The organism is Pleurocapsa sp. PCC 7319 (genome assembly GCF_000332195.1).
In the GTDB taxonomy this organism is placed as follows: Bacteria; Cyanobacteriota; Cyanobacteriia; order Cyanobacteriales; family Xenococcaceae; genus Waterburya.
Window position 1 is genome coordinate 3,460,855 of sequence record NZ_KB235922.1, and the last position, 12,898, is coordinate 3,473,752.

Annotated in this window: 9 protein-coding genes; 1 reads left to right on the plus strand and 8 read right to left on the minus strand. The window is 37.6% G+C overall.

Features of this window, described 5'->3' with window-relative positions:
- Positions 1–21 precede the first annotated feature (21 nt).
- The 5 genes from PLEUR7319_RS0119660 to PLEUR7319_RS0119680 form a co-directional block, all read right to left on the minus strand.
- On the minus strand, positions 22–1,890 hold the full coding sequence (locus tag PLEUR7319_RS0119660; protein WP_019506941.1) for a fatty acyl-AMP ligase: 1,869 nt from the start codon (positions 1,888–1,890) through the stop codon (positions 22–24).
- Positions 1,891–1,992: 102 nt separating this feature from the next.
- The gene (locus PLEUR7319_RS0119665; protein WP_019506942.1) at positions 1,993–2,322 is read right to left on the minus strand and encodes an MgPME-cyclase complex family protein; all 330 of its coding nucleotides are present in this window, start codon (positions 2,320–2,322) and stop codon (positions 1,993–1,995) included.
- Positions 2,323–2,711: 389 nt separating this feature from the next.
- Positions 2,712–3,206 (minus strand): phosphohistidine phosphatase SixA, encoded by a 495-nt coding sequence (gene sixA / locus PLEUR7319_RS0119670; protein WP_019506943.1) that lies wholly within the window; start codon positions 3,204–3,206, stop codon positions 2,712–2,714.
- A gap of 22 nt (positions 3,207–3,228) precedes the next feature.
- Positions 3,229–4,467 (minus strand): bifunctional oligoribonuclease/PAP phosphatase NrnA, encoded by a 1,239-nt coding sequence (locus PLEUR7319_RS0119675; RefSeq protein ID WP_019506944.1) that lies wholly within the window; start codon positions 4,465–4,467, stop codon positions 3,229–3,231.
- 122 nt (positions 4,468–4,589) lie between these two features.
- A complete protein-coding gene (locus tag PLEUR7319_RS0119680; RefSeq protein WP_019506945.1) occupies positions 4,590–5,087 on the minus strand; it encodes an HNH endonuclease in 498 nt (165 codons plus the stop codon).
- Positions 5,088–5,351: 264 nt separating this feature from the next.
- Here PLEUR7319_RS0119680 and alr point away from each other — a divergent pair, with 264 nt between their 5' ends.
- Positions 5,352–6,542, plus strand: coding sequence for an alanine racemase (gene alr, locus PLEUR7319_RS0119685; RefSeq protein ID WP_019506946.1), 1,191 nt, complete (start codon positions 5,352–5,354; stop codon positions 6,540–6,542).
- 7 nt (positions 6,543–6,549) lie between these two features.
- Here the strand turns inward: alr and PLEUR7319_RS0119690 are convergent, their stop codons facing one another.
- From PLEUR7319_RS0119690 to PLEUR7319_RS0119700, 3 genes are all read right to left on the minus strand, one after another.
- Positions 6,550–8,751 carry an EAL domain-containing protein gene (locus PLEUR7319_RS0119690; RefSeq protein WP_019506947.1) on the minus strand — a complete coding sequence of 734 codons (2,202 nt, stop codon included), beginning with the start codon at positions 8,749–8,751 and terminating at the stop codon, positions 6,550–6,552.
- Positions 8,751–11,207, minus strand: coding sequence for an ATP-binding protein (locus PLEUR7319_RS36120; RefSeq protein WP_144054346.1), 2,457 nt, complete (start codon positions 11,205–11,207; stop codon positions 8,751–8,753). The genes PLEUR7319_RS0119690 and PLEUR7319_RS36120 overlap by 1 nt, the downstream gene beginning before the upstream one ends.
- A gap of 637 nt (positions 11,208–11,844) precedes the next feature.
- On the minus strand, positions 11,845–12,717 hold the full coding sequence (locus tag PLEUR7319_RS0119700; RefSeq protein ID WP_019506949.1) for an SDR family oxidoreductase: 873 nt from the start codon (positions 12,715–12,717) through the stop codon (positions 11,845–11,847).
- Between the last annotated feature and the right edge of the window lie 181 nt (positions 12,718–12,898).

The window sequence follows — 12,898 nt, forward strand, 5'->3', positions numbered from 1 at the left end:
ACAATGAATCAATAACCGATACTAAACCTTCAAGAATAAAAATAACCAACGTCTTAGTCTTCCCCTAGCGATCGCGGCAAAAATTCTCAGATAGGTTAAAGGATTAGTGTATCTTTGCCAGAGGGCGGTGACATCGCTTGCTCGGACATCGGATATATACCATGTATGCAGAGCTGCCAAATTTTGAGAGAGAAATTTTTCTTTGCAAGCAGAACGTTTTACTTTACCACTAGAAGTTTTTGGTAAGGCTCCTGGTTTGAGAAGAGCGATCGCATAGACATCAATAAAATGTTCCTGAAATACTGCCCAACGAATAGCTTCAATAACTTCTTCTGGGACTAAACACTTTCGATAGCTACGTTCAATCTCTTGAACAATGACTAAACGATTTTGTCCCTCTACTTTTACTGATAAAGCAGCACCATTATTCGCTTTTAAGGCGGGGTGACATTGTTCAACTGTCTGCTCAATATTCTGAGGATAATGATTTAGCCCCCAAAAGACCATCACATCATTTAAACGACCAGTAATATACAATTCGCCCTGGTGAATAAAGCCTAAATCCCCAGTCCGCAAGTATTTTTCTGCTTGACTATCTTGTAAATAGGCTTGGAAGGTTGCTTGGGTTTTTTGAGGTGATTGCCAATATCCTTGACCAATACAAGAGCTAGAAAACCAGATTTCTCCAATAGTATCTGAGTTACATTTAGTTTGAGTCTGAGGATCGACGATTGCCAGTTTACCATCCAGCCAAGGATGACCATTACTAATAACTGAGGCAACTCCTGGCTGATATTGTTCTGCAAATACTACTTGATTCTGCTCTAAAGCCACCCGATCCAAATACTGAAATTTTGGAGCTTGTTCCTTGCTACCCCCAGTAATTAACAAAGTTGCTTCCGCCATGCCATAACAGGGATAAAAAGCTGGCTGGCGAAAGCCACAGGAAGCGAATTTACGGCTAAAACGTTCTATTGTTGACTCTTGCACTGGTTCTGCACCACAAAATGCCACTTCCCAGCTACTTAAGTCTAATTGAGCGAGTTGTTCATCTTTGACGCGATCGCATAACAAATCATAGGCAAAATTGGGCGCACCGCTAGTGGTCGCTTTATATTTACTGATTGCCTGTAACCAACGGAGCGGTTTTTGCACAAAATTAACGGGAGACATCAAGACACAAGATATTCCTAGATATATGGGTTGGATCACATTGCCAATTAAACCCATGTCATGAAACAAAGGTAGCCAACCCACTCCTAGAGACTGTTTACTATGCCCAAAAGAAAGTCTGAGCATTTCCTGGTTTTGTAATAAGCAGTCGTGAGTAATCATTACCCCCTTTGGTTCTCCTGTTGACCCAGAGGTGTATTGTAAAAAAGCTAAACTATGAGAATCTAACTTGGGTGGTTGCCAATTATCTAATTCTTGAGAATCTGATGGATGTAAATTATCTGTGTTGAGCCAATGTAAACTCGATCCTACCTCAGCTAATTGTTTCTGTAGCTTAGAAAATAAACTTGAATTGGTTAAAATGATCTCTATCTCCGCCGAGACAAGACGAGACTTCATCTCAGCGATAGTCAAACGATTGAGAGGAGGATGACAGGGAACAGCAACCACTCCAGCATAAAGACAACCGAAAAAAGCGGTGATAAAGTCTAACCCTGTACTGTAAGGATAGGCAATTAAAACCCTAGAACCAGGAACAGCGTACTTTCTTAATTGGATAGCGATCGCTTTTGCTTGTAGCTCTAGTTCTTTATAAGATAGCGTAGTGGTTTTATTCTCCCCATCTTCTAGCCAAATATATGCTGTGGCATCAGGTTGAGTAATAGCCTGTTTCTGTAATATCTCGACAATACTAGAGTAACCCTGAACCGCCTTCATAAAATCAAACAGATAGATGAGCCCATAATCAAAGTTAATATCTTATCTATTGTTTACAGCGATCGGGAAGATTTAATCAGCAAAATTAACCTAAAATTTCCTTTATATGACTTGTTCCAAAGAAGCGATCGGCTCAGGGATGGTATCAGAAGGTGCTTCAAATTTTCCTGATGCTACATACTCTAATCGTAATTTGAGCCAAGTAGATAATTGCTCATTGGTAGTGATTACTGCTGCTGCTGGTTGAGGAATTTGGGCTTTAACATTTGCCATTTCTGGAGCTTCTAAGAAAGCTGGTTGCTTAACTAACCAAAAATCAATTTCCTTATTTTGTTCCTGATAATTACGAATTCTTTCTTTAATTACCTCTTCAAAAGGTTCTTCTTCCAATAAAAACTTTTGGCTAGCAGCAACGTAATAGTAAGTAGTCATGAATGGTTATGTTACCAAATACAAGTAGTCAGATAAATATTTTAAAGTAATTTGAGCAAGTTAGATTTAGAAGCGATCGCAATTTGTGATAACTCTCTTTATTTATGGTTTTGAAAAGCTAAGTCCCAACATCGCTGCCGGGACCTAACTGTTTAAACTTTCTATCATCTAATCAGGAAAAGAGTCTGAGTAAATCAAATTACAGACTTCAAATGTATTAATGTTATATGATTGCATCAATACGATTTGCAGTGGTAAAAAACTGCAAGTGAGGCTTATTTCGATAGCGATTGCTCGTTAGACCAAGGAGCGATCGCTTTTTTTCTGTTATTATACTTGCTCCACAAAATATATCAAAATATCAAATAGGTTTAGGTTAAATTTGGACATTAAATTATCCATTTAGGGGAGAGTAGCAGAAATAAGGTACTTCTAGAGATTGGTGTACCAATACTAGGAAGCTGTAAGCCGATTATTCCCGATTTTTTGACTACTATTTGTTGTTTAACAGTTCCCCAAATTAAAGTTTCTGCCCAGTTACCTAAATTTGGCTGATGCCCCACTAAAGCTAAAGTACCATTGGCGTTTTGAAGTTGCCATGACTGTAGCCAAGTTAACCACTGTTCAATATCGCCTTCGGGTTTTAGAGGGTCAAAGGCATCAACAGTTTTAGATAAACCTGCTTGTTGGAGAATTTCTGCAGTTTGAGATGCTCTTATCAAGGGGCTACTTAAAATCAGGTCAAATTTTACTCCCACAGACAACAATCGCTCTGCTACCTTAGTCGTTTTTTGACGACCTTGATTAGTTAAGGGTCGCTTTTTGTCATCATGGTAATCTTCTCTGGGAGCAGCTATTCCGTGACGAACTAAATAAACTTGCATTTATCTCCAATCAAACAAATCATTAATCAGAAGCAATAACGTTACCTTTTGGTTCAACTAAACGCATTAACTTTTGCTTAATCTGAGTATCAAATACTTCCCACTTGAGCTTAGTGTAATCTGAATTATCATTGAAGCTTCCTAGGAAACCGAGAGGAATTTCAAATCCCCCAGCCATATAGCGACCTCCGCCAAAATATCTTCCCTGATTATCTTTACCTAAAGTTTCTTTAATAAACTCATCGGGGTCTAATGTCAGCTTAGTAGTTCTCAACGAGCCGATTACTAGTTCCTGGTCGTCATCCTCATTGTGAACGATGCCAAAAACTACTGCGGTATGAATATCTTCTTCTGTGACTAAAAAATCTGCTGCTTGGGGAATTGCATCGCGGTCATCATAAAGTAGATAACCTACTCCTGAAATCGAAAAGTTCTTTGTGATAATTCGGTTGCGCAAAGCACGCTCTATTACGTCCATAACTCGACGCGATCGCGCTGACTGCAATATAGCATTTAGTAACTGAGAATCGTAAAAGCGACTCAAGTAAGCCGCAGCACTAAAATCTTCTTCTTTAGCTTGCATTAAGCAGTTGGTATCAGAACGGAGACCATGCATCAAAGCAGTAGCACATTTAACGTGTTCTTCATTACTGTGATCGAGCTCCAGCATTCCTGACTGAATATACTGAGTCAAAATTGTCGCAGTTGCCCTAGTTTGAGGACGAAGATCGATGAATTCAGCCTCTAAATCTTTTTGTTTGCTGTGGTGATCGATTACCACAATCAAAGGAATATTAGCTTGTTCGACAATGGGATACATTTGACTATTTGTCCCCTGACTATCAATCAAAACACAACCTTGATAAGCAGATAAATCTTGTTCGCCAATCGCACTATTTAAAACTCTTGTAGCGGGTAATCCTGTAAGTCTAACTAAAGCAATATTTTCTTGGTGAGATAAAGTTCCCCCATAAAGGATATCGCAACTGATATCGTAGTTTGCCGCAATCAATTTATAAGCCCAGGCACTGGAAAGAGCATCTGGATCCGGGAAATCCTGAATTACGATTACTTGTCGCTCTCCATGATGTTTTTCAAGATTTTCACCCAGTTGGTGCAGAATTTTTGCCAAATTACTACTTTTCTTAGTCTCCAAATTGAGTTTAGAGCCATCAACCGCTTCCAGTGGCTTTTTGCTGGATACTTTCTTTTTATTGGCTAAACGGCTTTCTAGAGAAGTGTTAAGGTTTGAAGACGACATATTAATTTTAATGGTAATTGAACAATTACCGAGTAATAGAGTAAGTATATGATTTAAATATTTATTTATCTAGAGCTACGAGTTTATCATTAACTGCAAAAATGTATATCTTCATTAAATAATTAAATTCCAATAACATACTTTTTCCACTCTTGATTAGAGTTTCCTTGTGTATATTTTACTAACTCAAAATGAAGACTACTATAGGGACGACGAGGCTTGGTCAATAGCATCATTTCTGCTTCTTTAGGAGTTCTATTCCCTTTTTTGACATTACATCTAACACAGGCAGCCACAAGGTTCTCCCAAGTATCTCCACCACCACGGGATCTTGGTATAACATGATCGATGGTTAGCTGATCTCCCTTGGCTTGACAATACTGACAGTTATGACTATCCCTTTCTAAAACATTGCGGCGAGTTAAGGGGATTTCTTTGTAAGGTACACGGACATAGTAACGTAAGCGAATTACCGTTGGTAGGGGGAAATCGGCATAGATCACTTTACCCCTATGTTCAAGTTGCTCCGCTTTACCCTTTAAAAGTAATACCACTGCTCGACGCCAACTGGTAATATTCAAGGGTTCATAGGAAGCATTTAATACCAAAACCTTACCCATAATATAAAGTCTATATTATTTATTTATATTATTTATCAGAGATGGTAACACAGGCGAACTAATTACTGTAGTTCGGTAATTATAACTTAAGGGTTTATGGCTGCAAGAATACTTTTTTGCTAAGGCAGAAGTAGGTGTTAGTATTCGTAACTTTTATCTAGCCAATATCAAACTATAAATTTTTACACTAACTTGACCTTATCTATTTCTCGTCTAATATTTGTGAATAATACCAACAACGTTAAAAGTAAGACTTAACTTTATATGGGTGGCTGGCAGCAAAAAATCAAAACTCATTCGTCCCCCAAACAAAATAATTATCTATCTCTGTTGGCAAATCGCCAGCGGGCCTGGGTAGAAATAGATTTAAAGGCTTTAGCTCATAATGTGCGAGCTTTGAAAAGCTTTCTGGGACATCAAACTAAGCTGATGGCAGTAGTTAAAGCCGATGCTTACGGTCACGGTGCAATTACGATCGCCCAGACTGCCGTCGCCAATGGTGCTGATTGTTTGGCGATCGCTACTTTGGCAGAGGGTGTAGAATTACGCCAAGCAGGAATTACTGAACCAATATTGATTTTGGGGGCGATCAATTCACCTGAGGACATTAAGGAGATCGCTGCTTGGCAATTAGAACCTACTATCTGCAATCAGGAACAAGCATTAGTTTTTGAGTCAACCATGGCGAGAGTGGGGAATTCCTTACCTGTACATCTCAAGTTAGATACAGGAATGTCCCGTTTAGGTACAAATTGGCAAGAAGCCGTTTCTTTTGTCCAGCTTGTACAAAAATTGCCTCATCTAAAGATAGCCAGTATCTATTCCCATTTTTCTACGGCTGATGAGAGCGATCGCACTACCATGAATCTGCAGCACCGACGTTTTCGTGATGCTATTGACCAATTGAAACAGGCGGGTTTTGTTCCGCCTCTATTACATTTAGCTAATTCTGCTGCTGCCCTAAGTGATCGCACTTGCCATTATGATTTGGTGAGGATTGGACTAGCTCTTTATGGTCTGTATCCGGCACCTCATCTTCATCAGGTAATCGACCTGCAACCAGTATTACGAGTCAAAGCCAAAATCACTCAAGTCAAAACTATTCCCGCAGGAGAGGGCGTTAGTTATGGTCGTAAATTTATCACAGCCAAAGACACCAAAGTAGCTGTTGTTGGTATTGGCTATGCCGATGGTATTCCTCGCAACTTATCCAATCGTCTCCAGGCCATTGTATCTGGGCAATTAGTTTCTCAAATAGGCTCTATTACTATGGATCAGCTAATGCTTAATGTAGATTGTATTCCCCATATACAACCAGGAGAAGTAGTTACTTTAATTGGTCAACACTATGGTCTCCAGATTACTGCTGATGATTGGGCAAATATACTCGATACTATTTCCTGGGAAATTCTTTGTGGTTTTAAACATCGATTACCGAGGATAAATGTTAACTAGATGAGGATTAATCGATCAGTAGGGCAGCAGATTGATGATCCATTGGTTTCGAGAACAGATATCCTTGACCTAATTTACAGTTAAAAGTTTGTAAAACCCTGAACTGTTTTAAGTTTTCCACTCCTTCGGCGATGACATCTATTTTCAATATTCTCGCCAGGGTAATGATTGTCTTGACGATCTCAAAATTTTCCTTTTCATCTAACATCCCCTGTATAAATGAGCGATCAATTTTAAGAATACTAATTGGGAAGCGATTTAAATATTGTAAAGATGAATAACCAGTGCCAAAATCATCGATATTAAACTTGATTCCTCGGTCTCGAATTTGATTAAATAGGCTAATTGTCTCGGGATTATAGTCCATCAGAGTACTTTCGGTAATCTCTATATGTAGCGCATTTGCCGATAGTCCAGTATTAGTTAAGATTCTATCTAGAGTGGCTAAAAAATTACGGTCTTTAATTTGTTGACTGGCGATATTAACACTGATTTTTAACTCAACTGCACCTGAATATTGACTTTGCCAAGCAGATAATTGATGACAAGCCTCCTTTAAAACCCATTCTCCAATCGCTATAATTAATCCTGTTTCTTCAGCAACATGAATAAATTTGTCAGGATATATCAAACCCTTAGTGGGGTGATTCCAGCGCAATAATGCCTCAAAACCATATAAAGTATTGGTTTCCAAAGAAACTATGGGCTGATAATGCAGAACAAATTCATTTTGTAAAACTGCTTTTCGGAGATCGTTTTCAATTTCCAGTAGCTCTCTAGTCTCATCGTACATCTCTTGGTCAAAGACTTCATGGCGGGCTTTTCCATGGGATTTGGCATTATACATGGCAATATCGGCATCACGCAAAATTGCGGAACTGTCTTGATATTGATGATTACCGATTACAATCCCAATACTGGCACTGGTAAAAACAGTATGACCCTCTAAATAAAATGGCGACTCTAGTTGTTTTTGAATTCTGTCAGCTATTTGGATACCGTCTTCAACAGTCTGAATTTCATTTAAGAGGATCGTAAATTCGTCGCCCCCTAAGCGAGCCACAAAATCGTTGTTGCGGCAACAACTAGTAAGAATTTGAGCGACTTTAATTAACAATTTGTCTCCAACTAGATGACCTAAACTATCATTAACAATTTTAAAACGGTCTAAATCGATAAATAAGACAGCAAATAAATAATGTTGGTCTTTAAAACTTCTGGTTAATGCTTGCTCAATTCGCTCTAAAAATTTAGCTCGATTAGGTAAATTAGTCAGAGAATCGTGTTTAGCTTCGTAGCTTAATTCTTCCTCGATTTGTTTACGTTCTGTGATATCACAGATGATACCGTCTCTGCGTTTAACTATTCCCTGCTCATCATAAATTAAGCGACTACGCTCCCATACCCAGCGAATTTCGCCACTAGGCTGAACAATTCGATATTCGAGATCATTGCTGTGGTTTAAAGAACTAGCTAACGACAGTTCTACGCGATCGCGATCTTCAGGATGAATCGACTCTAAGCGTAGGTCAGGATTATTTAATAACTCGGCAACTGAACGACCATAAACTTTTTGGGCTGCTGGATTGAGAAACAGTAAATTACTCGTGGCAACATCAGCTGACCAAACTACTTCTTCCAAAGAGTTGAGAATACTCTCTAATTTTTCTTCGCTTTCTTGCAGCAGTCTGGTGACTTGTCTGCGTTCGATAATTTCTCGTTGTAGTTCTTGATTCGCTGATTCTAACTGAGCCGTCCGTTCTTGGATCCGCCGTTCTAGTTCATGATTAAATTGCAGAATTTCTCTTTGGGCTGCTTGCAGTTTGAGTTGATTTTTGATCCGCAATAAGACTTCATCAATTTGAAAAGGTTTATCGATATAGTCTGCTCCACCAGCATTTAAAGCTTTAATGCGATTAACTGCATCATTATTAGCACTTAAGAAAATAATCGGAATATTTTGGGTGATGGCGTTAGCCCGTAACCGCGCACAAACTTCATAACCATTTAATCCCGGCATCACTATATCCAGCAAGATCAGATCCGGTATTGCTGAAGTAGCTACCACTAATGCCATTTCCCCCGAAACCACCCCCTTGACATCATATCCTTCAGAATTCAAGGCATCAGAGAGCAGATGTAGATTTTCTGGCTGATCGTCTACAACTAAAATTTTGGCTTTAGTTTGCTCTAAAGAGGGTAAGCTCATTAGTTAACTGATTCTGTCAGGTCAATAATTTTGTCACAACGAAAATGCTCGACTAAATCTTCAATTCCTTTGGCAAGAGATTCATATTCCTCAGGAATATCTGATAATAGTTGCAATATTTCTTGGTTATCTACTTTGGCCGCAGCTTGATGTAGTTGCGATCGCCATTGGGGAGACATGACGGCTAAGCTTTCTCTGGTTAATTCTGGGGGTGGTGATTGCCGATTTTGGGCAAAATCAACTAATTCTTCATAAAGATAATCTATGTCTAAATACTGACCGATCTTATGTAATAGTTCCATTTCATAAAATGGCTTCCGCATAAAGTCATCGCAACCAGCCGATAAAATTACTACTTTCTCTTCTTCAAAAGCACTTGCTGTAAGAGCGATAATTATCGTTTTTTTACCTTGAGGATGAGATTTGATCTGCTTGGTGGCCTCATAGCCATCCATAATTGGCATTCTCATATCCATCAAAATTAAATCAGGATGCCAGCTAGACCATAGATCGACAGCTTCTTGACCATTTCCTGCCTCTTGAACCAAAAAACCAATTCCCGATAACAATTTTCTCAATAGCAAACGACTAGCCGGTACATCATCTACAGCGAGTATGCGATATTCGGGCTGACCAGGTGCTAAACCCATAATTCTTTGATTGGCAAATTCAGTTTTACTACTTACCTCGGTTATTTCAGTCTCTTGCGACCTAACTAAAATATTAAAAGAGAAAATACTTCCTTGACCTACTGTACTTTGTACCTTGAGTTCACCTCCCATGAGATCGACAAATTTGTGACAGATAGATAAACCCAAACCTGTACCTTCATTAGAAATACGACCTATTTTGGTTTGCTCAAAAGGTGAAAATAGCCGTTCTAGATCTTCTGGTTCGATACCAGGACCAGTATCCGCGATCGTAAAATGTAGAGAATAAGTATCAGAAAAAAGAAAATCAATTTTATCTTCGACCAACTTAGCATTTTCTTCTAGTACTACTGTCAGAGTTATAGAACCTTTTTCTGTAAATTTGAGTGCATTACCGAGCAAATTAATGATAATTTGGCGTAATTTTCCTTCATCCGTATGAATAGATTGGGGAACATTATTAGCTATATTGAAAATCAAATCTAAATTCTTAGCTTTAGCTTTTAACCTCAACATCTCTTCTAAGCTGTTAAGCATTGTATGTAGGTTAAATTTGCTTTCATTGAGATTGATTTGACCCACTTCTATTTTCGACATTTCGAGAATGTCGTTAATCAGCTTTAATAGATGCTCGCCGCTACGATTAATAATCTTGAGATTTTCCTGATGTTCCTCTCCTATAGAAGAATCACGACACATTAGCTGAGTAAATCCCAAAATAGCATTCAGAGGTGTACGTAGTTCATGACTCATATTAGCCAAAAATGTACTTTTGGCTTGGTTGGCATTTTGAGCTTGTGCTAAGGCTATTTCAGTATTTTGGATACTTTCTTCTAATTGTGCAGTTCGCTGCTCTACTTTTGTCTCTAGTTCTTGAGTAAAACCTTCTAAAATTTTGACTATATTGTGATTTGTACGCCTTAAATTATTTATAATTTTATAAGCAATAAAGATTATGATAACTAAAATAAACAAGAAACTTAATAGCTGATAAAGAGTATTTTTCTCTTGAGTATTTTGATATTGGTTTAGAAAAAATTGCTCTAACTCCTGCACTTGATTATTGAGATCAATTGATTCTGATTCTAGCTGCTTTATATTATGATCAATATCTTTTTTTTGGCGAATAATAATATTAGTATGATTAATGAATTCTTCAACAATTAGCTTATATTGTTTGAACTTTTCTTGTTTGAGTAACAGATTTATATTTTGAATTTTGCTTTCTAGAGTAAATTTCAAGTCTTCATCAATACTATGACAGTATAATATAGTGTTACTCATTAAATCATTAATCATAGAAATCAATTGGCTATTTGATGATAGATCATTACCAAGTATTTCTGGATTAATTGTTAGTTCGTTTTGTAATCGAGTAATATGTAAACAAGACTCTCTTAAAATTGGTTTGGTATTGAGAAGCTGCTCAATTGTTTTTACTTGGGAAGCAAGCAATATCTCTTGAGTTTCTAACTTGCTACTAAATACATTTTGTTCCCTGAGAGCCAAAAACTTAGGTATTTCCTGGAGTCGCTCACTAGCTTTCTTAATAACCTTTGTTTGCAAGAGAAGATTATCAGACGATTCAGAATAAGTGTAGTTTGATTTTGATAAGATTTTCTCTAATTCTAATATTTCTTGTCTTGTTAATTGAATAGCTTGTTGATATTCTCTAGCTTTCTCTTTGTTTAAAGGTAAACTATTCTGAATTAAAAAAAACATTAGCAGACTACTTAATCCACCAATGATAATATACGCATAGATTGCCAGTGAACTTTGCGTTTTTCCTTGAGAGAATAAACTCAAAATGCCTTCCTCAGCTTTTGGCTCTAAGATAATACTTAGATTGTTTTAGTTTTCGATTACCATTCAAACCAAATATCCCTAACATTATCAATTTAATGTTTGAATAAAATAGTTAGAATGCTTTATATCTTTTCTTGAAGCTACAATATGAAGCTCAAAAAATATTGAAATACTGTATAATACAAAAAGCAAGGATTAAATATATCGAATTAAGTAGATATGAAATAAAAACTATAAATTGAGTACTAAATATCCTTTAAAATAACTCTAGCTATTAAAAATTGTAAATACGAGAAATCCCTGAAAGCGCGAGCTACTAGCTATTATCCTCATAAATGGGCTTCGCCCCAGCTATAAGCCATAAGCTTTAAGCTCTAAGCTCAATCAAATGGGGTTTTAGACCCCAACTGATTGAAAACAACGTGTAGCGGTGTATCGCGGTCTTGTTGGTTCCCAACAAAGAGCGAATGAACCAAGAAGACGATAGGGTATTAAACCCTTGAGCTTATAGCCTACAGCCTAAAGCTTAAAGCTTTTTGATAAAATTGAAAGCCATGCACAGCAAAACCAAACCCCAAGAGCAGTTAAACTCAAGAAGTTTGGCTTTTTTATTTTTAAATTCTTAGTGGGTTTAACTCTAAGCAGATAGTTGCCCACCGGTCACGTCATAAAGCGCACCGGTAACAAAGCTACTGTCAGAGGAAGCCATAAATACATAGACAGGTGCCAGTTCTTCAGGTTGGGCGGCACGCTTCATAATGCCATCAGTGTCGTAGTTATCAACTTTTTCAATCGGCATAGTTGCGGGAATGTTGGGAGTCCAAACGGGACCTGGGACAATAGAATTAACGCGAATACCACGATCGCCTAAATTTAGAGCCAAAGACTTAGTAAAGGTATGAACTGCACCTTTAGAAGTAGCATAGTCTACTAACATTCCTTTCCCCATTTTGCCGACAATGCTACCAGTGTTGATAATTACATCTCCCTCTGTCAAATAAGGTAAAGCTGCTTTAGCCATATAGAAATAGCCAAAAACATTTGTTTCCATTGTGCGGCGGAATTGTTCTAAAGAAATATCCTCAAACTTTTTTTGGGTCATCTGGTATGCAGCATTGTTAACCAGAATGCTTAATTTACCAAAGCGGTCAACTACTTGCTTGAGGGCATTTTCGCAGTCTTCATAATTACGAACATCACCTTTGATAACTAGACAGTCTTTATTACCAATTTCCTTGACCATCTTTTTCGTGTCTTCGGCATCGGTATCATTTGCATGATAGAAAATAGCGACTTCTGCGCCTTCCATAGCATAGGCGATCGCTATAGCACGACCAATACCGGAATCCCCACCAGTAATGAAAGCAACTTTACCAGTCAATTTATCAGCAGGACTATAGTTAGATAAATCGCTATCAGGTTGGGGAACCATATCCCTTTGAGATGCGGGATAATCTAGTTTCTGTGGTGGAATATCTTCAGGTTTTGGACGGCGTTCTTCGCTACGCATATTCAAAGTAGGGTATTTTTAAAAGTTTTATTATCAAAAATATTAAAAAAAAATAATCAGAAATCTATGAGCCAAAAGTAATATTTTGCAAAATTACAATTCAAAAGAACTTACTGCTTTTGATGGAGTATTTATGTTGACAAAAATGTCTTAATAAAAAGTAATATTGAATTCAAAAAAT

Coding starts and splice junctions, on each gene's coding strand:
- PLEUR7319_RS0119660 (WP_019506941.1), bottom strand. CDS start 1,890: ATGAAGGCGGTTCAGGGTTACTCTAGTATTGTCGAGATATTACAGAAA.
- PLEUR7319_RS0119665 (WP_019506942.1), bottom strand. CDS start 2,322: ATGACTACTTACTATTACGTTGCTGCTAGCCAAAAGTTTTTATTGGAA.
- sixA (WP_019506943.1), bottom strand. CDS start 3,206: ATGCAAGTTTATTTAGTTCGTCACGGAATAGCTGCTCCCAGAGAAGAT.
- PLEUR7319_RS0119675 (WP_019506944.1), bottom strand. CDS start 4,467: ATGTCGTCTTCAAACCTTAACACTTCTCTAGAAAGCCGTTTAGCCAAT.
- PLEUR7319_RS0119680 (WP_019506945.1), bottom strand. CDS start 5,087: ATGGGTAAGGTTTTGGTATTAAATGCTTCCTATGAACCCTTGAATATT.
- alr (WP_019506946.1), top strand. CDS start 5,352: ATGGGTGGCTGGCAGCAAAAAATCAAAACTCATTCGTCCCCCAAACAA.
- PLEUR7319_RS0119690 (WP_019506947.1), bottom strand. CDS start 8,751: ATGAGCTTACCCTCTTTAGAGCAAACTAAAGCCAAAATTTTAGTTGTA.
- PLEUR7319_RS0119700 (WP_019506949.1), bottom strand. CDS start 12,717: ATGCGTAGCGAAGAACGCCGTCCAAAACCTGAAGATATTCCACCACAG.